Source organism: Roseomonas sp. CAU 1739, assembly GCF_039839775.1.
In the GTDB taxonomy this organism is placed as follows: Bacteria; Pseudomonadota; Alphaproteobacteria; order Acetobacterales; family Acetobacteraceae; genus Neoroseomonas.
Window position 1 is genome coordinate 263,802 of record NZ_JBDOQQ010000006.1, and the last position, 19,290, is coordinate 283,091.

15 protein-coding genes are annotated in these 19,290 nt (G+C 68.6%); 9 read left to right on the plus strand and 6 right to left on the minus strand.

Annotated features, from left to right (window positions below):
- Position 1: 1 nt before the first annotated feature.
- From AAFN86_RS12830 to AAFN86_RS12840, 3 genes are read left to right on the plus strand one after another with little or no spacing between them, the layout of a single operon-like run.
- Positions 2-1,174 (plus strand): isovaleryl-CoA dehydrogenase, encoded by a 1,173-nt coding sequence (locus AAFN86_RS12830; RefSeq protein ID WP_347543720.1) that lies wholly within the window; start codon positions 2-4, stop codon positions 1,172-1,174.
- Positions 1,171-2,781 carry a carboxyl transferase domain-containing protein gene (locus AAFN86_RS12835; protein ID WP_347543721.1) on the plus strand — a complete coding sequence of 537 codons (1,611 nt, stop codon included), beginning with the start codon at positions 1,171-1,173 and terminating at the stop codon, positions 2,779-2,781. The genes AAFN86_RS12830 and AAFN86_RS12835 overlap by 4 nt, the downstream gene beginning before the upstream one ends.
- A complete protein-coding gene (locus tag AAFN86_RS12840) occupies positions 2,781-4,766 on the plus strand; it encodes a biotin carboxylase N-terminal domain-containing protein (RefSeq protein WP_347543722.1) in 1,986 nt (661 codons plus the stop codon). The genes AAFN86_RS12835 and AAFN86_RS12840 overlap by 1 nt, the downstream gene beginning before the upstream one ends.
- On the opposite strand, the gene AAFN86_RS12845 is transcribed toward AAFN86_RS12840, so the two are convergent.
- The 4 genes from AAFN86_RS12845 to AAFN86_RS12860 form a co-directional block, all read right to left on the minus strand.
- A complete protein-coding gene (locus tag AAFN86_RS12845) occupies positions 4,726-5,190 on the minus strand; it encodes a hypothetical protein (protein WP_347543723.1) in 465 nt (154 codons plus the stop codon). The genes AAFN86_RS12840 and AAFN86_RS12845 overlap by 41 nt on opposite strands.
- A gap of 66 nt (positions 5,191-5,256) precedes the next feature.
- A complete protein-coding gene (locus AAFN86_RS12850) occupies positions 5,257-8,487 on the minus strand; it encodes an error-prone DNA polymerase (RefSeq protein ID WP_347543724.1) in 3,231 nt (1,076 codons plus the stop codon).
- A complete protein-coding gene (locus tag AAFN86_RS12855) occupies positions 8,484-9,992 on the minus strand; it encodes a DNA polymerase Y family protein (RefSeq protein WP_347543725.1) in 1,509 nt (502 codons plus the stop codon). The genes AAFN86_RS12850 and AAFN86_RS12855 overlap by 4 nt, the downstream gene beginning before the upstream one ends.
- A 77-nt stretch (positions 9,993-10,069) precedes the next feature.
- Complete coding sequence (locus tag AAFN86_RS12860; protein WP_347543727.1) at positions 10,070-10,807, minus strand: hypothetical protein; 738 nt, start codon at positions 10,805-10,807, stop codon at positions 10,070-10,072.
- A gap of 207 nt (positions 10,808-11,014) precedes the next feature.
- Between AAFN86_RS12860 and AAFN86_RS12865 the strand changes: the two genes are divergently transcribed.
- Both AAFN86_RS12865 and cysE read left to right on the plus strand, forming a co-directional pair.
- Positions 11,015-12,037, plus strand: coding sequence for a cysteine synthase A (locus tag AAFN86_RS12865; protein WP_347543728.1), 1,023 nt, complete (start codon positions 11,015-11,017; stop codon positions 12,035-12,037).
- A 23-nt stretch (positions 12,038-12,060) separates the two neighbouring features.
- Complete coding sequence (cysE, locus tag AAFN86_RS12870; protein ID WP_347543729.1) at positions 12,061-12,714, plus strand: serine O-acetyltransferase; 654 nt, start codon at positions 12,061-12,063, stop codon at positions 12,712-12,714.
- On the opposite strand, the gene mgtA is transcribed toward cysE, so the two are convergent.
- A complete protein-coding gene (mgtA, locus tag AAFN86_RS12875) occupies positions 12,701-15,250 on the minus strand; it encodes a magnesium-translocating P-type ATPase (protein WP_347543730.1) in 2,550 nt (849 codons plus the stop codon). The genes cysE and mgtA overlap by 14 nt on opposite strands.
- Before the next feature lie 75 nt (positions 15,251-15,325).
- Positions 15,326-15,547, minus strand: a complete 222-nt coding sequence (locus AAFN86_RS12880; RefSeq protein ID WP_347543731.1) for a DUF1127 domain-containing protein — start codon at positions 15,545-15,547, stop codon at positions 15,326-15,328.
- 120 nt (positions 15,548-15,667) lie between these two features.
- Here AAFN86_RS12880 and AAFN86_RS12885 point away from each other — a divergent pair, with 120 nt between their 5' ends.
- The 4 genes from AAFN86_RS12885 (at position 15,668) to AAFN86_RS12900 (ending at position 19,148) form a co-directional block, all read left to right on the plus strand.
- Complete coding sequence (locus AAFN86_RS12885) at positions 15,668-16,552, plus strand: LysR substrate-binding domain-containing protein (protein ID WP_347543732.1); 885 nt, start codon at positions 15,668-15,670, stop codon at positions 16,550-16,552.
- Positions 16,553-16,625: 73 nt separating this feature from the next.
- Positions 16,626-17,594 (plus strand): tripartite tricarboxylate transporter substrate-binding protein, encoded by a 969-nt coding sequence (locus tag AAFN86_RS12890; protein WP_347543733.1) that lies wholly within the window; start codon positions 16,626-16,628, stop codon positions 17,592-17,594.
- Position 17,595: 1 nt separating this feature from the next.
- On the plus strand, positions 17,596-18,180 hold the full coding sequence (locus AAFN86_RS12895; protein WP_347543734.1) for an SIS domain-containing protein: 585 nt from the start codon (positions 17,596-17,598) through the stop codon (positions 18,178-18,180).
- Positions 18,177-19,148 (plus strand): NAD-dependent epimerase/dehydratase family protein, encoded by a 972-nt coding sequence (locus AAFN86_RS12900; RefSeq protein WP_347543735.1) that lies wholly within the window; start codon positions 18,177-18,179, stop codon positions 19,146-19,148. The genes AAFN86_RS12895 and AAFN86_RS12900 overlap by 4 nt, the downstream gene beginning before the upstream one ends.
- Positions 19,149-19,290: the final 142 nt, after the last annotated feature.

Genomic DNA, 19,290 nt, shown 5'->3' on the forward strand with positions numbered 1-19,290 from the left:
GATGCCGACGAACCAGATTCCGACCCTCGACTTCAACCTCGGCGACGAAGTGGACATGCTGCGCGACAGCGTCCGATCCTTCGCCGATGAACGTATCGCGCCAATCGCGGCGGAGATCGACCGGACGGACGAGTTCCCGCGCCATCTCTGGCCGGAGATGGGTGCGCTCGGCCTGCACGGCATCACGGTCGAGGAGGAGTATGGCGGTGCCAACATGGGCTATGTCGCCCATTGCGTGGCGATGGAGGAAGTCAGCCGCGCCTCCGCCTCGGTTGGCCTGTCCTACGGGGCGCACTCCAATCTCTGCGTGAACCAGATCCGCCGGAACGGGACCGAGGAACAGAAGCTGCGCTATCTGCCCAAGCTGATCTCGGGCGAGCATCTCGGCGCGCTCGCCATGAGCGAACCTGGTGCGGGCAGCGACGTGGTCAGCATGAAACTTCGTGCCGACAAGCGCGGCGACCGCTACGTGCTGAACGGCACCAAGATGTGGATTACCAATGCGCATTACGCGGAGACGATGGTCGTCTACGCCAAGACCGATCCCGCCGCTGGCCCGAAAGGTATCACCGCCTTCATCGTCGAGCGTGGCTTCAAGGGATTCCGCCCGGCGCAGAAGCTCGACAAGCTCGGCATGCGCGGGTCGCCGACCAGCGAACTGGTCTTCGAGGACTGCGAGGTGCCCGCGGAGAATGTGCTCGGCCAGGTCGGCGGTGGCGTGCGCGTACTGATGTCGGGGCTCGACTATGAACGATCGGTGCTGGCAGCGGGGCCGCTCGGCATCATGCAGGCCTGCCTCGACCTGGTCGTGCCCTATGTCCATGAACGCAAGCAGTTCGGCCAGGCGATCGGCGAGTTCCAGCTGATCCAGGCGAAGCTCGCCGACATGTACACGCAACTCAGTGCCTGTCGCGCCTATGTCTACGCCGTGGCGCGCGCCTGCGACCAGGGCAGGACGTCGCGCAAGGATGCCGCGGGGGCGATCCTGTTCGCGGCGGAAGCCGCGACCAAGGCGTCGCTCGACGCCATCCAGATCCTCGGCGGCAATGGCTACATCAACGACAATGCGACGGGCCGGCTGCTGCGCGATGCCAAGCTGTATGAGATCGGCGCCGGCACCAGCGAGATCCGCCGCATGCTGATCGGCCGCGAACTGTTCAAGGAGACGGCGTGAGCCACGTCCTGACTTCCGCAATCGACACCCGCGCGGAGGCCTTTCGCGCGAATGCGGCGACGATGCGCGCCCTGCTGGATACGCTCGGGGCGCGCGCGGCCGAAGCAGCCGCGGGTGGCCCAACGGCATCGCGCGAAAAGCATATCGCCCGTGGCAAGCTGCTGCCGCGCGAACGCGTGGAGCGTCTGCTCGATCGTGGCGCACCCTTCCTCGAACTCTCGCCGCTCGCCGCACACGGCATGTATGGCGGCGAAGTGCCGGGGGCGGGGATGATCACCGGCATCGGCCGCGTCTCCGGGCGCGAATGCGTCATCGTCGCCAATGACGCGACGGTGAAGGGCGGCACCTACTACCCCATCACGGTCAAGAAGCATCTGCGCGCGCAGGAGATCGCGGCGCAGAACCGGCTGCCCTGCATCTACCTGGTCGATTCCGGCGGCGCGAACCTGCCGAACCAGGACGAGATCTTCCCCGATCGCGACCATTTCGGCCGCATCTTCTTCAACCAGGCGCGGCTGTCGGCGGCGGGGATTCCGCAGATCGCCTCGGTCATGGGGTCCTGCACCGCGGGCGGTGCCTATGTCCCCGCGATGTGTGACGAGGCGGTGATCGTCCGCGAGCAGGGCACGATCTTCCTCGCCGGCCCGCCATTGGTGAAGGCGGCGACGGGGGAGATCGTCAGCGCCGAGGATCTCGGCGGCGCGGATGTGCATACACGCCTTTCGGGTGTGGCGGACCATTTCGCTGCGGATGACATGCATGCGCTCGGCATGGTGCGGCGCATCGTAGGCAATCTCGGCGCCGCATCGCGCACGGCACTCGATATCCGGACACCGGCGCCGCCCCGCTACGATCCGTCGGAACTGCATGGCATTGTCCCGCGTGACCTGCGCACGCCAGTCGACGCGCGTGAGATCATCGCCCGCATCGTCGACGGGTCCGAACTCGACGAGTTCAAGCACCGCTACGGCACCACCCTGGTCTGCGGCTTCGCGCGCATCTGGGGCATGCCGGTCGGGATCCTCGCGAATAACGGCATCCTGTTTTCGGAATCCGCGCAGAAAGGCGCGCATTTCGTCGAGCTCTGCTGCCAGCGCGGCATTCCGCTGCTGTTCCTGCAGAACATCGCCGGCTTCATGGTCGGGCGGAAATACGAAGCCGGCGGCATTGCCAAGGATGGCGCGAAGCTCGTCACTGCCGTCGCCTGCGCCAATGTGCCGAAGTTCACCGTGATCACCGGCGGGTCCTTCGGCGCCGGCAATTACGGTATGTGCGGACGCGCGTATTCGCCGCGCTTCCTGTTCACCTGGCCCAATTCGCGCATCTCGGTGATGGGCGGGGAACAGGCGGCGAGCGTGCTTGCCACCCTGCGCCGCGACAATATCGAGGCGCGCGGCGAAAGCTGGAGCAACGAGGCGGAGGACGCCTTCAAATCCCCTATCCGCGACAAGTACGAACGCGAAGGTGATCCGTACTACGCCACGGCGCGACTATGGGATGACGGCATCATCGACCCGGCCGATACGCGTGACGTGCTGGGTCTCGCCATGGCCGCGTCGCTGAACGCACCGATCGAGGAGACACGCTTCGGCGTGTTCCGCATGTGATGTTCCGCAGCCTGCTCATCGCCAATCGCGGCGAGATTGCCTGCCGCATCATCCGCACCGCGCAGCGCATGGGCATTCGCTGCATCGCCGTCTTCAGCGAGGCGGATGCACATGCCTTGCATGTCGCGCTCGCTGATGAGGCGCATCCTATCGGCCCCGCGGCGGCGCGCGACTCCTATCTGCGTGCCGACCGCATCATCGCGGTCGCGCATGCGTCGGGTGCAGAGGCGATCCATCCCGGCTACGGCTTCCTGTCGGAAAATGCCGACTTCGCCGAGGCCTGCGCGGCAGCGGGCATCGCCTTCGTCGGCCCGCCCGGCGCCGCGATCCGCGCCATGGGCAGCAAGGCGGAATCGAAGGCGCTGATGGTCGCGGCCGGCGTGCCGGTCGTGCCCGGATACCATGGTGAGGACCAGTCCGCGGACCATCTGGCCGCCGAAGCCGCGCGCATCGGCTTTCCCGTGCTGATCAAGGCGAGTGCGGGCGGCGGCGGCAAGGGCATGCGTCCTGTTTTCACGGCCGCGGATTTCCCGGGCGAATTGGCGGGCGCACGTCGCGAAGCCACGGCTGCCTTCGGCGATGACCGTGTGCTGCTCGAACGCTATCTGCAGAAGCCGCGCCATGTGGAGGTGCAGGTCTTCGCCGATGCCCGGGGCCGGACGGTGCATCTGCACACGCGCGACTGCTCCGTGCAGCGCCGCCATCAGAAGGTGCTGGAGGAAGCCCCGGCGCCGGCCTTGTCGGATGCGCTGCGCGGTCGGCTGCACGATGCGGCGGTCGCGGCCGCGCGCGCCGTCGGCTACGTCAATGCCGGCACCGTCGAGTTCATCGTCGAGGGCGATGACGCCTTCTTCATGGAGATGAACACGCGCCTGCAGGTCGAACATCCCGTCACCGAGATGATTACCGGCTTGGACCTGGTGGAATGGCAGTTGCGTGTCGCCGCAGGCGAACCCTTGCCGGAGCATTGGCCGCCCGAGGCCAGCGGCCATGCGGTCGAGGTGCGGCTCTATGCCGAGGATCCGGACCAGGAGTTCCGCCCCTCTATCGGCACGTTGAAGCGCTTCTTCGGCCCATCGCAGACGACGCAGATCCGGATCGACACCGGCGTGCGTGCCGGTGATGCGATCACGCCGCATTACGACCCGATGATCGCCAAGGTGATCGCGACCGGCGGTGATCGCGCAGCCGCGCTTGAAGGATTGTCCGTTGCGCTGGCGGATACCCAAGTTGGGGGGCTGACGACCAATCTCGCCTTCCTGCGCCGGCTGGTCGCGCATCCGGCGATGCGGGCTGCGGAACTGGATACGGGATTCATAGCGCGGCATGCGGCGGAGCTCATGCCGCCACCGCGGGAGGCGCCGGCCGCGGTGCTCGCCGGTTTTGCCGCGGTCTACCTCGCGCGTTTGCGGCTGGACCTGGCGGGCGCATCGCCTTGGAGCCAGTGCCGCGGCTTCCGCCTGTTCGGCGCGGCTGAGGACGTCCTGCTGCTGCGCGACGCGGTGCACCAGCGGCGCATCCTGATGCGTGATCACCGTGGCAATGCGGCGGCGATCATCGATGACGGCCCACCGATCAGCATCGAGGCCGACCTGTCGCTCGGGGCGCGCGCCTGTGTCGATGGCGTGTGGCATCCGGTGCCTTTCACGCTCGATGACGATGTTGTCGACCTGACCTTCGGCGGCGAGGCGTTCCGCCTCCACCTGATCGACCCCTACGCCCCCCGAGGTGGCGAGGCAGCCGCGGAGGGCCGGCTCTCGGCGCCGATACCGGGTCGCGTCGTGCAGGTGCTGGTGCAGGCCGGCGACCGCGTCGCGCGCGGTCAGGTCGTCGCGATTCTCGAGGCGATGAAGACCGAACTGCGCATCGCCGCACCAGCCGACGGCATCGTCGCCCATATCGGCTGCGCGGCGGGCGACAGCGTCGAGGAAGGGACGGAGATCGTCACCCTCGCGCCGCCGGACGAGGACGCATCGCCTCCCTGATCGGGTGGCGCAGCAGCAGACCGGCGCGTCGGAAGGCGCAGCCGAGATGGATCGCCGCCGGCATGGCCGCATAGGCGGCCTGCAGCGGCAGCAGCCGGAGCAGGGCGGCGAGCGCCTCGCTGCGTGCACCACGCTGTGCCAGGGCACAGGCGAGCAGCAGTGCCGCTTCCTGCGGTGCGACCTGTTGGCAGAAGGCGCAGCCTGCCGCGATAGGTGCTGCACGCAGCAGCGCATCGAGAGGCGGCGCCGCCGCTCCGGCGTCCTCGGTCGCAAGGATCATTGCGGCGGCCGGCAGTGGAGGACGGCCGGCACGCGCCGCGCCATGCCAGGCGCGGATCGCGTCCAGCAACAGCTTTTCCTGTGACGGCAGGTCGTCCGCCACCGTGCCGGCCCAGGGCCAGTCCGGGAGTCCGCTGATCGCCATGCAGAATCCTCTCGCTGCGTTCGGCAGGATTACAGCAAATGAGAATGATTCGCAATAACGCCCTGCTCAGTGAAAGTCCCGGCTTGGTGGCAGCCGGACCTTCGGCGGTGTGTCGCGGCGGTAATCCGGGTGCCGCACCTCGTCCGCCCGCGCCATGGCACTTTCCCAGCGCCCATCGTCCAGGTGATGCAAGGTTGTCAGGAGGTCCGTCCGGTCGCTGACGCTGCGGACCAGCAGGTGGATGATCGGGGCCTCGGGGATATCGAGCCGCTCCACCGTTCCCTCCGCGAGGATCAGCTTTGCGGCGACGACCGTGGCGCGGAAACGTTCCGCGATGTCGGGATACAGGATCAGGTTGGCGATGCCGTGCTCGTCCTCGATGGTGAAGAACACGACGCCCTTGGCGCTGCCGGGGCGCTGGCGCACCAGCACCAGGCCGGGCAGGCGTAGCCTTCGCCCTTGCGTCGCCTTGGCCAGCGCGCGCGTATCCGCGAGGCCCATCGCATCCAGTTGTGGCCGCAGCAGCTTCATCGGATGCGCGCGCAGCGTCAGCCCCGTTCCGGCGTAGTCGAGCACCGTCTGCTCGCCGGCGGTCGCGCGGGGCAGGCGCGGTGCGGCCTCGATGCCCTCATGCGCGGCGAGCGGCGGGGCAGGGGTCGACAGTGCCGCCGCATCCCACAACGCGCCGCGGCGATCGCGGCCGAGACCGCGGAAAGCGTCGGCCTGGGCCAAGGCTTCGAGTGCGGCGCGGTCAAGCGATACGCGGCGCGCCAGATCAGCGATCGAGGCGAAGGGGCCGGCCGCCGCGCGATCCTCGGCGATGTCTGTCGCTGCATCCCGCGACAGCCCCGCGACCATGCGCAGGCCGAGCCGCAGCGCCAGCCCTTCCGCGCTGTCCGGCGCGGCTTCCAACGTGCAGTCCCAGTCGCTGTGGTTGGCGTCGACTGGCCTGACCTGCACGCCATGGTTCCGGGCGTCCCGCACGAGTTGCGCCGGGGCATAGAAGCCCATGGGTTGGCTGTTCAGCAGGGCGCAGGTGAAGATCGCGGGGTGGTAGCATTTCACCCAGGCGCTGGCGTAGACGAGCAGGGCGAAGGACATGGCGTGGCTTTCGGGGAAGCCGTAGCTGCCGAAGCCTTCGATCTGCTGGAAGCAGCGCTCGGCGAAATCTCGCGGATATCCGCGGCGCTGCATGCCGGCGATGAACTTGTCCTGGAACGCCGCCACTTTTCCTTCATTGCGGAAGGTCGCCATGGATCGTCGCAGCGCATCGGCTTCGTCGGGCGCGAAGCCGGCCGCGACGATGGCGATACGCATCGCCTGTTCCTGGAACAGCGGCACGCCGAAGGTGGCTTTGAGCACGCTGTGGAGCTCATCATGGGCGCCATGCTCCGGTGCCGGTGATGGGATTTCCACGGGCTCCAGCCCATCCCGCCGCCGCAGATAGGGATGCACCATGTCGCCCTGGATCGGCCCTGGCCGAACGATCGCCACCTCGACCACCAGATCATAGAACTTCCGAGGTTTCAGACGCGGCAGCATGTTCATCTGCGCCCGGCTTTCCACCTGGAAGACACCGATCGCATCGGCCTTGCACAGCATGTCGTAGACGCGCGGATCGGTCGGCTTCAGGTCACGCAGCGCGATGCGCTTGCCGTGATGCTGCTCGATCAGGTCGAAGCCACGCCTTAGACAAGTCAGCATGCCAAGGCCGAGCACATCCACCTTCAGGATGCCGAGCGCTTCGACGTCATCCTTGTCCCATTCGAGGGTGGTGCGGTCTTCCATCGCTGCATTGGACACGACGGCGAGTTCGACAAGCGGACCCTCGGTGATGACGAAGCCGCCGACATGGGTGGAGAGGTGGCGCGGGAAGTCCTGGATCTCCTGCGCGAGTTCCAGCGCCATGGCGAGCCGCGGATCGCCCGTAGGGTCAAGCCCTTGCTCGGCTGCGACGTCCGCCATGCCGCGATCCCCGTGCGGCGCCCAGACGGATTTGGCGAGCCCGGCGGTGATATCCTCGGTCAGGCCAAGCGCCCTGCCGACCTCCCGGATCGCGCTGCGTGGCCGGTAGCGGGCGAGGGAGGCGCAGAGCGCGGCACGCTTGCGACCATAGCGTTCATAGATGTGCTGGATCACTTCCTCGCGGCGTTCGTGCTCGAAATCCACATCGATGTCGGGCGGCTCGTTGCGCGCGGTCGAGAGGAAGCGGGCAAAGAGCAGATCATGGGCATCCACATCCGCCGAAGTGATGCCCAGCACGTAGCAGACCGCCGAATTCGCGGCCGATCCGCGGCCTTGGAAAAGAATCTCCTCTTTCTCCGCAAAGCGGATGATCTCGTGCACCGTCAGGAAGTAGGACGCGTATTCGAGTGTTGCGATCAGCGCGAGTTCTTCGTCGAGCAGGCCGCGCAGCTTCTTCGAAGGACCTTCCGGCCAACGTCTGGCCAGTGCTTCCTCGATGCGCGCTTCCAGGGTTTCCTGCGCCGTGCGGCCGGCGTCGAGTACTTCCTTCGGATACTCGTAGCGGAGTTGATCGAGCTTGAAATGGCAGGCATCGATCACGCGTTGCGTGCTCGTCACCGCCTCCTCATGTCCCTGGAACAGCCGCAGCATTTCCGCCGGAGGCTTCAGGCGTGCTTCGGCATTCGGCTCTGCTGCGAAGCCGATCGCATCGACCGTGGTCCGCAGGCGGATTGCCGTCAGCACGTCGGCGAGCCGCCGCCGTGACGCCGCATGGAAGCGCACGCCGCCGGCTGCCAACAGCGGAATGCCGAGCGGCGCCAGCCTGTCTCGTCGCTTGCGATCATCGCCGCGATACTGGCGTGGCACTGCGCAGAACAGCGGCAGGGCGAGATGCGGTTGCAATGCCGCCGCATCGGCCCGCAGCCGGGCGGCGAAATCCATGCCTATGTCCTGCGGTGCGATCCTCGCCATGACGCTGCCTTGCGCGTGCGCGATCAGCGCCTCGCGGTCGATGCGGCATTCGCCCTTTGGGGCAGCCATGCGCCCTTCGGAGAGTAGTCGCGTCAGCCGACCCCAGGCACTGCGGTCGGTCGGCCAGGCCAGGTATTCGCAGCCATCCGTCAGGCAGAGCCGCACGCCAGGCACGAAGCGTAATTCGTGCTCCTTGGCTGCGACATGCGCCCGTACCACCCCGGCGAAGGAATTGCGGTCCGCCACACCGATCGCCGCATGTCCGAGCGCCTTCGCGGTCGCGACCAGTTCGTTTGGATGCGAGGCTCCTTCCAGAAAGGTGAAATTCGTCAGCGCACCCAGTTCCGCGAAGATGGTCATGGCAGATACCCGTGCAGCACCCAGCGCGCTTCAGGTCCCATCGGCCCGGCACGGCAGACCCAGAGCCGCGCACCCGAGTCCAACTCCACCGGGTAATAATCGCGCGGCAGGCGATCCGGCCGGTCTCGCCACCACTCCGGTTCGATCGGCTCGGCCTCCTCGGCGCGCAGCACGCGATGCCAGGTGCGGCCGAGCCGAAGGCGGAAAGGCGGGCCATCCGGCACCTGCGCCATCACCTGCAAGATAGGCGGCCGCCGCAGCAGCCGCACCGGCCGTGGTCGTGGCGTCCAGCCTTGCGGTACCTCAATCGTCTCGAACGCGTTTACGCGCGCCATGGCTCTTTCCGGCCACTGGCTGGCTCGTGGTGCCAAGCGCCAGACCGACAGGCGTTGCGACAGCCGGTCGAGCAGTTGCGCCAACTCCGCGCGCCGTTCCACGCGCCCTGTCGTGCCCAGCCCGCCTTGCTCTCCCGACAGCGGGTCCGTCGTCGGTGCCTCCAGCGTGATCCGGTCGAAGCCGCAATCCGGTTGCAGGCGCTCGAGCTTCCCATGGAACAGTCGGGCGAGATGCTTCGGGTCCCGCGAGGCCAGGCCAGTGCCAATCGCTATCTCCTGCACATCGCCATCCATGCGATGCGCCCGCAGCTGCATCCGCCGCGCTCCGCGACCGGCTTCCCGCAGCGCCCGGCAAAGATCCGCCAGCAGTTCATCGAGAGCCGCCTCGATCCCTTCCCGCGTTACCACTGGATCCGCGAAATCCTGCGCTACGGCCATCGCTGGTGGAGGGCGGATGGGCGTGATCGGACGCGCAACGCGCCCCAATGCCTGATCGAGCGCCAGCGCCAGCCCGGCGCCATACCGCCGCACCAGCGCTGGCCGAGGCTGCGCCGCGACGCTGCCGACATCCCGCAATCCGACGCTCTGCAAGGCGCTGATCAGCGGCGCTTCCAGATCCAGTGCAGCCAGGGACAATTGCGCGACCGTCTGCGCTTCCTTGCCGGACGGCACCAGGCCACTCCAGCCGGCACGGACCAGCGCCAACGCTGCGCCGGCACTGCCGGCCGTGGCGCCGATGGCTGAAAAGCCCAGCCGTTCCAACTGATCCAGTACGGCCTGCCTCAAGGCGGCCTCGCCGCCGAACAGATGTGCCGCGCCGGTGATGTCCAACAGCAGTGCGTCATCGTCCGCATGCCCGACCAGCGGTGTGAAGCGCAGGGCCCAGAGCGCGAGCCTCCCCAGTGCTGCCGCATCGCCGGCCGGATCTTCCTGCGTCGGGATCAGGTCGGGCAGGATTGCCTGGGCATCTGCCAGAGCCTGATCCGGCTGCAATCCGGCAGCCTCGGCCTCGGCGCTGACGGCAAGGATCAGTCGTCGTGATCCGCGCTGGCCCCAGATGGCTGCCGGACCGCGGCCGCGTAGGCGCTCGACACGAAAGCGCGGGAGGATGAGGGCGAGGAAACGGCGGCCGGGAGGTGCCGCCCCCTGGCCGAGTGTCGTGGCAGCCACGGCCTTCCCCGACCCTGCGGATTCCGGATCCAGGAGAGAAGGCAGCGCCAGGCGGGGTGAGCGGCAAAAGCGCTGCCTCATGCCCGCCTCCGCGTCGGGGCGCCCCGCGCTGCCGTGTCCTCGGTCACCAACTGGTCGCCATGCCAGGCGGCACGCCAGGCGCCGCCCCGCCCACCCCGGCAGCGCAGCAGATCCAGGCTCCAGGTCGGGTCGCCGATGTCATGAGAGCTCCGACTGTCGGTGGGCGCGGCGCCGATCCGCCAGCGGGTCAGGGCAGCGGTCGGGGCGGCGCCGTCCTCGTCCGAACGCAGCAGCAGGCCCAGCACGCCCCCGGCCTCGGCGGCGAGTTGCAACCGCCGCGCGGCGGTCAGGTCGAGTTCACCCGCAACCAACAGCGCGGCGCCGACGGCCGGGCAGCGCAGCGTTTCCTCCATGGCCCAAAGCGCATCCTGCCCGCGCGGCGCGCGCACCAGTACGAGTTGGGCGGGGGACAGGCCGAACCGGGCGAGCCCCGGCGGCCAGGCATCGGGTTCCGGGGCGATCCACAGCACGGTGCCCCCGGCGCGGGCCAGCAGCATGGCGGCGAAACCGGCGGCGGCACCGGGCTCGGCGGCCAGGATCTCATGCAGTGCGGCGCGCGGCAGGCCGCCCCAGGGCAGCGCGGCATCGATCGCCGGGGCGAGGGCGACGATATCCTCCCCGCGCGCCGCCAGGGCTCCGGCCGCGCCGGCGCGTTCCATCCGCGCGATGCGGGCGCGCAGCGCGGAGATCAGGGCGGGACGGTCGAACGGGGCGAGGGTCGGGGGGGCTGACATGGCCGGGGAAGGGGCCGCTGATGTTCGCTCTATGTTCTCGTGTCGCGCGCCCAAAGGTCAAGGACTGTGGAGAGTTTGGTCCCGAAAGCATCGTGCGGGCCAAGGATTTCTGCCAACAAGTCATTCAGGAGAAACGGTTTCCTGCCCCTTGCCCGACCGGCTTCGGCACCCGACCATCACGTCATAGAATGCAAGGAACGTCGCGCCATGGATGCAGTCCCGCCCCCCGCCCCCGGCATCGTGGACGGCTTCGAGGGCGCGGTCGGCAATACGCCGCTGATCCGCCTGCGCCGGGCCAGCGAGGCGACCGGCTGCGAGATCCTCGGCAAGGCCGAGTTCATGAATCCGGGCGGCTCGGTGAAGGATCGCGCCGGGCTGGGCATCATCCTCGATGCCGAAAAGCGCGGCCTGCTGACGCCCGGCCAGCCTGGCACCATCGTGGAAGGCACGGCGGGCAATACCGGCATCGGCATCACCCTGGTGGCAAATGCGCGCGGCTATCGCGCCGTGATCGTGGTGCCGGAAACCCAGAGCAAGGAGAAGATCGACTTTCTGCGCATGATCGGCGCCGACCTTCGCCTAATCCCGGCCAAGCCCTATTCGGATCCCGGCAACTACGTCCACTACAGCCGCCGGCTGGCGGAGGAGATGGGTGCCGTCCATGCCAACCAGTTCGACAACACCGCCAACCGCGCGGCGCATGAGGCGACGACCGGCCCCGAGATCTGGACCCAGACCGATGGGCGCGTGGATGCCTTCACCTGTTCCTGCGGCACCGGCGGGTCGCTCGCCGGCGTCGCGCGGGCGCTGAAGGCGCGCAAACAGGGCGTGCGCATCGTCCTCGCCGACCCGATGGGCAGCGCCCTGTATTCCTGGGTGAAGACCGGTACGCTAAAGGCCGAGGGCAATTCCATCACCGAGGGCATCGGCCAGGCCGCCCGCGTGCCGGGCAACCTCGAACCCGACCGCGCGCTGATCGATGACGCCGTGCAGGTGACGGATGACGAGGCCCTGGAACAGGTCTTCGACCTGCAGATCCATGAAGGGCTGTCGGTCGGCGGTTCCGCCGGCATCAACGTGGCCGCGGCGATCAAGGTGGCGAAGGCGATGGGGCCGGGTCACCGCATCGTGACGCTGCTCTGCGATGGCGGCGCGCGCTACCAGTCCAAGCTGTTCAATCCGGAATTCCTGCGCGGCAAGGGCCTGCCCGTGCCGCCCTGGCTCGCCTGACGCATTCCTCCCTGGGGGCATCCATGGAAGTGATCGAACTCGCCCGCGCCATCCGCAGCCGCGACCCGGCCCGGCCTTCCTGGCCGGAGGCGATCCTCTGCTATGCCGGGCTGCATGCCGTGGTCTGGCACCGCATGGCGCATGCGCTGTGGCGGATGCGGCTGCACGGCCTCGCGCGCTTCGTCTCCCATATCGGCCGCTTCCTGACCGGCATCGAGATCCATCCCGGCGCGCAGATCGGCCGGCGGCTGTTCATCGACCACGGCATGGGCGTGGTGATCGGGGAGACGGCCGAGATCGGCGACGACGTGCTGATCTATCACGGCGTCACGCTGGGTGGGCTGTCGGGCAGCCCGGGCAAGCGGCACCCGACCATCGGCAACAACGTCGCGATCGGGGCGGGGGCGCAGGTGCTCGGCCCAATCCTGGTCGGCGATGGTGCCCGGGTCGGCGCCAATGCCGTGGTGACGAAGGATGTCCCTGCGCGTTGCACCGTGGTGGGCATTCCGGCGCGGCCGCCGGCGGGCTCGCCCTGCGGCGACCCGATGGTGGGCTACGGGCTGACCGACCCCGAGGACGATCCCGTCGGCGAGCAGCTCGCCGCCATGCGAACGGAACTTGCCGCCCTGCGGTCGCGTGTTGCCGAACTGGAACGCCAGCCCGTCACGATGCCCTGATCCCATGGCGCCGCCGGCGGGCGGGCGCCATGGCGAAGCGCTTCAGCGCCTCGGCCGAAACCAGGTAAAGCAGCACCAGCCCCGCCATCGTTGCCATCAACGATGGCGGCAGCGGTGCGAAGCCAAAGGCCGAACCGATCGGCGTCAGCGCCAGCAGCAGCGCCACCGCCAGTGCACCGAGCGAGGTCGCCATCAGTGCCGGATGCGGCCGCGACCGCCAGGCTGGCGCAGCGCTGCGGATCAGGAAGATCACCAGGATCTGCGTCGCCATGGATTCGACGAACCAGGCGGTGCGGAACTCGTCTGGCCCGGCGCCGAAGCCCCAGAGCAGCACCGCGAAGGTCGCGATGTCGAACAGCGATGACAGCGGCCCCAGCACCATGGTGAAGCGCAGCACCTCATGCATGTCCCAGCCATGCGGTCGTGCCATGTCCGAGGCATCGACGGAATCGAAGGGGATGCCGGTCTCGCTGAGATCGTAGAGCAGGTTGTTCAGCAGTACCTGGATCGGCGTCAGTGGCAGGAACGGGATCACCAGCGAGGCGGCGGCCATCGACAGCATGTTGCCGAAATTCGACGACGTCCCCATGCGCACATACTTCATGATGTTCGCATGCGTCCGGCGGCCTTCCTCCACGCCATCCGCCAGCACGCCGAGATCGTGATCGAGCAGGATCATGTCGGCGGCCGCGCGCGCCACATCCGTCGCACCATCCACCGACAGTCCGGCATCGGCGGCATGGATCGCCGGCGCGTCGTTGATGCCGTCGCCGAGGAAGCCGACGCGATGCCCGCGCGCCTTGAGCGCCCGGATGATGCGCGTCTTCTGGTCCGGCGAGACGCGGGCGAACAGGTCCGTGTGCTGCGCCCGCGCCGCCAGCGCCGTATCCGACAGATGCGTGATCTCCGTCCCGGTCAGCATCCCACGCGTCTTGAGGCCAAGGCTCGCCACCAGGTGCCGCACCACCGCCGGCCCGTCACCCGAGACGATCTTCACCCGCACGCCGAGCCGCCCGAGACGCGCGATCGCCTCCGCCGCGCCCTTCTTGGGCGGGTCCACGAAAATGCAGAAGCCGGCGAAGGTGAGGTCGCGCTCATCCTCGATCGTCGCGGCTTCGGAATCGGCCGGCATGTCGCGCCAGGCGATGGCGATGCAGCGCAGCCCGTCGGCGGCCTTGGCTTCCTCGAGCGCCGTGGCGCGCGCGCGCAGCCCGGCATCGAGCGGCACCACGGCACCCCCCGGCGTGCCGGCGGCGGTGCAGCGCGCCAGCACCTCCTCCGCCGCGCCCTTCACCACCAGCAGGCGCCGCCCATCCTGGCCGGCGAGCACGGAACTGCGCCGGCGATCGAAGGTGAAGGGCACGTCGCCGACATGCCGCCACTCCGCTGGCGGCGCCCCGGCGAGGAGGATGGCCGCATCCAGTGCACTCGGCAGGCCGGTCCCGAGCCCGGCGCTGATCGACGCCAGGTCCCGCACCTGCGCATCATCCGCCCCGTCCAGGTCAGGATGGCCGACCAGGGTGATGCGTCCCTCGGTCAGCGTGCCGGTCTTGTCGGTGCACAGCACATCCATCGAACCGAGGTCATGAATGGCGGCGAGCCGCTTCACCACCACCCGCCGCGTCGCCATGCGCATCGCGCCGCGCGACAGGGTGACGGTCATCACCATGGGCAGCAACTCCGGCGTCAGCCCCACGGCGAGGGCGACGGCGAACAGGAAGGATTCGAGCGCCGGCTTGCCCGAGACGAGATGCGTCAGCAGCACGAACAGCACCAGGAACCCGGTCAGCCGCAGGATCAGCACGCCGAAATCATGCAGGCCGCGCTGGAAGGCGGAGGGCGGCGGCTCGGCGCGCAAGGACGCCGCGATGCCGCCGAGGCGCGCCTGCGCCCCCGTCGCCACCACCAGCATCCGCGCGCTGCCCGACACCATCGCCGTGCCGCCGAAGATCGCCGAGGCCGCGTCGGCGGGATTCTCCACCGCGTCCGGGCCGGGGCGTTTCTCGACCGGATAGGGCTCGCCGGTCAGCAATGCCTCATTCACCTGCGCGGCATGGGCATCGAGCACGATGCCATCGGCCGGCACCAGGTCGCCGGCCTCGAGGTCGATGATGTCGCCGGGGACCACCTCCTCCGCGAGGATCTCGGCGGGCTGGCCGTCCCGCAGCGCGCGTGCGCGCAGGGCGACGGATTGCCGCAGCGCCTCGGCCGTCGCCTCGGCACGCTGCGCCTGGGTCACGTCCAGCGCGACGGAGGCCGTGACGATGCCGAGGATGATGGCGCAGCTCGCCCAATCCCCGGTCACCCCGGAGATGACGGCGGCCATCAGCAGGATGGCGACGAGCGGTTCGGTGAGCCGTGCCAGGATGTGGCGGACAAGTCGCCTCCCGGCGGGCGGAGCCGTGCTGTTGCGGCCATGCAGGTCGAGGCGTTGCTGCGCGGCCGTCGTCGTCAGCCCGTCGCGGGATGTGGCAAGGCTGGCGAGCAGGTCATCGGGTGAGGCGGCCCAGTAGTCGGAGCGGATCGGGGGTGGCATGAGCGGCATCCGGACAGAGCCGAGCCATCCTGCACCACCCCCGCCGCCCGGGTCTTGCGTTACCGCAGGCTGCGGTCAGCGCCGCGGCGGCGTCAGATTCCACGGTGCGCGGCGGGCTTCTTCCAAGGCCTCGGACCGGCTGAGGCCGATATCGGACAGCATGCGGCGGTCCATCTCGGCCAGATGATGGCGGCTTTCGACGGCATGGACGACGCGGCGCAGCCAGTCGATCCAGGCGGTGCTGCGCGGGGCGGTTGCCCGGTCGGTGAGGGAAATGGGAAGGCTGCGGGTCGTCATGTGGCCATCCTCCTGAATGCGCCTGACCAGGAAGATGGCGTCGGGGAACGCATCAGGAAAATGAAATCGCTTGACGATTAACATCAAGATCACTGATGGATACCCCCGGAGGGCACCACCATGCTGGCCATTCCCCCGGGCATCGATCCCGACCTGCTCCGCTCCTTCGTGCTGATCGCCGAGGGCGGATCCTTCACCCGGGCGGCGAGCGCCGTCGGGCGCACCCAATCGGCCGTGTCCATGCAGATCCGCCGGTTGGAGGAGACGCTCGGGCAGCCCTTGCTGCTGCGTGGGCCACGTGGGGTCGAGACGACGCCGCACGGCATCTGGCTGCTGGAACGCGCGCGGCGGCTGCTCGCCATGCATGACGAGATCGTCACCACCTTTCGCACCCCGGCGGTGGCCGGGACGGTCCGGCTCGGCACCCCCGACGACTACGCGCTGCGCTGGCTGCCGGGGATCCTCGCGCGCTTCGCGCAGGTCCATCCGGCCGTCGAGGTGGAGGTCACCTGCGCGCCGTCGAACGAGTTGGTCGACCGCCTGGTGCGGGACGAGATCGACCTGACCCTGCTGTCGGGCGGCAATGAGCGGCCGGGGATGATGGGCCAGCCGCTGTGGCGGGCCGGGCTGCGCTGGATCGGTTCGGCCGGGCACGCCACGCATCGGCGCGCGCCGATGCCGCTCGCGACGGCGCAACCTGGCTGCGTTTGGCACAGCGCCGCCGTGCGTGCGCTGGATGAGGCCGGCATCCCCTGGCGCGTTGCCTATACCAGCACATCGCAGATGGGGACGCTGGCGCCGACGCTGGCCGGGCTCGCGGTGACCATCGGCCTGCCGGGGCCGCTGCCGCCAGGGTTGCGCTTCCTTGGCCCCGAGGAGGGTATGCCGCCCTTGCCGGATTTTTCGATCGTGCTGGTGACCGGCGATATCGGTGGTCCGGTGGTGGATACGCTTGCCGAGGCGATCCGCGCGGGCTTCGCCGAAGCCGCGGTCACCCAGGCTTGAGTGCGGCAGGCCGGCATGTCATCTGCCGTATGAGGCCCTGATCGGGGCAAGAATGGTTCCGGGAGGCTGTCATATGGATCGTCGCGCAGTGATCGCTCTGGCGGCGGCAGGGCTGACAGCCCCGCGAGTCGCGAGCGCGCAGGGCGCCTGGCCGGAACGGCCGGTCCGGATCATCGTTCCCTTTCCACCGGGCGGGTCGGTCGACACCATTGCCCGGCTGTTCCAGGCCAAATTGTCGGAGGGGCTCGGCAAGCCGGTCGTCATCGAAAACCGCGGCGGCGCCTCGGGTTCGATCGGCGGCATCGAGATGTCGCGCGCCCAGCCCGACGGCTACACGTGGATGCTCGCCTACGACAATGAGGCGACCAACCAGACCGTGATGCGCCTGCCCTATCGCGCCATGGAGGCCTTCGCGCCGGTCAGCCTGGTGGCGACCGGGCCGCTTGCGCTGGTGACGCACAAGGACACGCCGTACCGGACCTTCCAGGATGTGGTCGATGCGGCGAAGCGCGCGCCGGATTCGATCGGCTATGCCACCTCGGGCGCCGGCGGCCTTGCGCATGTGTCGACGACGCTGCTGACCAGCCAGGCCGGCATCCAGTTGACCCATGTGCCCTATCGCGGCGGCGGACCCGCGGTTCAGGACGTGGTGGCGGGCAACGTGCCGTTGTTCATGTCGAATGTCGTGATCATCAGCCAGCACATCCGCAACGGCATCCTGCGGCCGCTCGGCGTGACGACGCCTGGGGAGACGCGGCACGTGCCCGGCGTACGATCCTTCGCCCAGCAGGGCTACGGGGATTTCGAGGCACCGACCTGGTGGGCCTTCCTCGGCCGCGCCGGCACGCCGGAGCCGATCCTGGCCAAGATGCAGGCGGCGCTGGCGCGCGCGGTGACCGACCCGGATGTGAAGGCCAAGATCGAGGAGCAGGGATGCGACGTTCAGGCATCCTCTCGTGAGGTTTGTGGGCGCTTCCTGGCCGCCGAGATCGAGAAGTGGGGCCGTGTGATCCGCGCGAACCACATCACGGCGGATAGTTGACATGGAGGAAGCCGCCCGCTTCGTCTCGCTGATGGAAGAAGGCGCTGCCCTGCGCCATCGCTTGGCCGGGGAGATGACGACGGCGGTGATCGGCGTGGTCGATGCCTGCGAGGCATCGATGCGGGGCGGGGGCAAGCTGTTCTTCTGCGGCAATGGCGGTAGCGCGGCGGATGCGCAGCATCTGGCGACGGAATGGTTGGTGCGGCTGCGATCCAGGGTTGAGCGGCCATCCTGGCCGGCGATCGCGCTGACGCTGGACCCGACGGCCTTGACCGCAGGCGGCAACGACTATGGGTTCGATGAGGTCTTCGCCCGACCTTTGTCGGGGTTGGGCCGAGCGGGGGACGTGCTGTTCGGCATCACGACCAGCGGCCGGTCGCCCAATGTGCGGCGGGCGCTGGAGACGGCGCGCGGCATGGGAATCGTGACGGTTGGCCTGCTGGGGGGCGATGGTGGGCCGGCGAGGGCGTTGTGCGATCATCCGCTGATCGTCCCGAGCGATGTGACGGCTCGGATTCAGGAGGCCCATATCGCGCTGGGGCATGCGGTGCTGGAATTGCTTGAGGACCGGCTGGTGCGCGCATGACCGTACTGCTGACCGGCGCGGCCGGCTTCATCGGGATGCATGTTGCCGAGGCGCTGCTGTCTCGCGGAGACCAGGTGGTCGGCGTTGACGACCTCAATCCCTATTACGATGTCGGGCTGAAACGGGCACGGCTCGCGCGGCTCGAATCGCGGCCGGGCTTTCGGTTCGTGAGCGCCAACGTCGCCGATAGGGATGCCATGCTGGGGCTGGCCGAGAGCCAGGTCGATGTGACGCGCATCATCCACCTCGCTGCCCAGCCGGGGGTGCGGCATTCGCTGGTGGACCCCTATGCCTATGTTCAGGCTAATGTGATGGGGCATCTGGTCGTACTGGAACTGGCCCGGCGCCTGAAGCGGCTGGAGCATCTGGTCTACGCGTCCTCTTCCTCGGTCTATGGGGGGAATCGCGACCTGCCCTTCGCCGAGACGGACCGGGTGGACCATCCGGTGTCGCTTTATGCGGCGACCAAGCGGTCGGGCGAGTTGATCAGCGAATCCTATGCCCATCTGTTCGGCCTGCCGCAGACGGGACTGCGGTTCTTCACGGTCTATGGGCCCTGGGGGCGGCCGGACATGGCGCCGTGGATGTTCGCGGAGGCGATCCTGCAGGGGCGGCCGATCACGCTGTATGATGGGGGGCGGCTGAAGCGCGATTTCACCTTCGTCGATGACATCGTGGCGGGCGTGGTGGGGTGCCTGGACCATCCGGCGGCCGGTTCCACACCGCGCCTTCTGAACATCGGCAACCATCGCAGCGAGGAGGTGCGGCGCTTCGTGGCCGTGCTGGAAGAAGCGCTGGGGCGCCGGGCCGTGGTCGTGGATACCCCACGGCCGGCCACCGATGTGCTGGAGACTTTCGCGGATATCGAAGCCATTCGGGCGGTCTGCGGCTATGAGCCGCATACGTCGATCGAGCGCGGCGTGCCGCGCTTCGCGGAATGGTACCTTTCCTGGCGGAAGGGGGGTTGACCACGTATGCGAAGGGCCATAGAAGCCCCCTCACGCCGCTGGTGTGGGGTGTTGACGAGGGGCCTGAGGGTCACTAAGTTGACTGCCCCGCTGAGGTTGGTGGGTTAATCGCTGGATTGTTGGATGGTTTCCTCGCCTGAGG

Excerpts from the sequence above, each read along its gene's own strand:
- AAFN86_RS12895 (WP_347543734.1), top strand. The coding sequence starts at position 17,596 with ATGGAGGAAGCCGCCCGCTTCGTCTCGCTGATGGAAGAAGGCGCTGCC.
- AAFN86_RS12890 (WP_347543733.1), top strand. The coding sequence starts at position 16,626 with ATGGATCGTCGCGCAGTGATCGCTCTGGCGGCGGCAGGGCTGACAGCC.
- mgtA (WP_347543730.1), bottom strand. The coding sequence starts at position 15,250 with ATGCCACCCCCGATCCGCTCCGACTACTGGGCCGCCTCACCCGATGAC.
- AAFN86_RS12865 (WP_347543728.1), top strand. The coding sequence starts at position 11,015 with ATGGATGCAGTCCCGCCCCCCGCCCCCGGCATCGTGGACGGCTTCGAG.
- AAFN86_RS12845 (WP_347543723.1), bottom strand. The coding sequence starts at position 5,190 with ATGGCGATCAGCGGACTCCCGGACTGGCCCTGGGCCGGCACGGTGGCG.
- AAFN86_RS12880 (WP_347543731.1), bottom strand. The coding sequence starts at position 15,547 with ATGACGACCCGCAGCCTTCCCATTTCCCTCACCGACCGGGCAACCGCC.
- AAFN86_RS12860 (WP_347543727.1), bottom strand. The coding sequence starts at position 10,807 with ATGTCAGCCCCCCCGACCCTCGCCCCGTTCGACCGTCCCGCCCTGATC.
- cysE (WP_347543729.1), top strand. The coding sequence starts at position 12,061 with ATGGAAGTGATCGAACTCGCCCGCGCCATCCGCAGCCGCGACCCGGCC.
- AAFN86_RS12900 (WP_347543735.1), top strand. The coding sequence starts at position 18,177 with ATGACCGTACTGCTGACCGGCGCGGCCGGCTTCATCGGGATGCATGTT.
- AAFN86_RS12885 (WP_347543732.1), top strand. The coding sequence starts at position 15,668 with ATGCTGGCCATTCCCCCGGGCATCGATCCCGACCTGCTCCGCTCCTTC.
- AAFN86_RS12830 (WP_347543720.1), top strand. The coding sequence starts at position 2 with ATGCCGACGAACCAGATTCCGACCCTCGACTTCAACCTCGGCGACGAA.
- AAFN86_RS12850 (WP_347543724.1), bottom strand. The coding sequence starts at position 8,487 with ATGACCATCTTCGCGGAACTGGGTGCGCTGACGAATTTCACCTTTCTG.
- AAFN86_RS12840 (WP_347543722.1), top strand. The coding sequence starts at position 2,781 with ATGTTCCGCAGCCTGCTCATCGCCAATCGCGGCGAGATTGCCTGCCGC.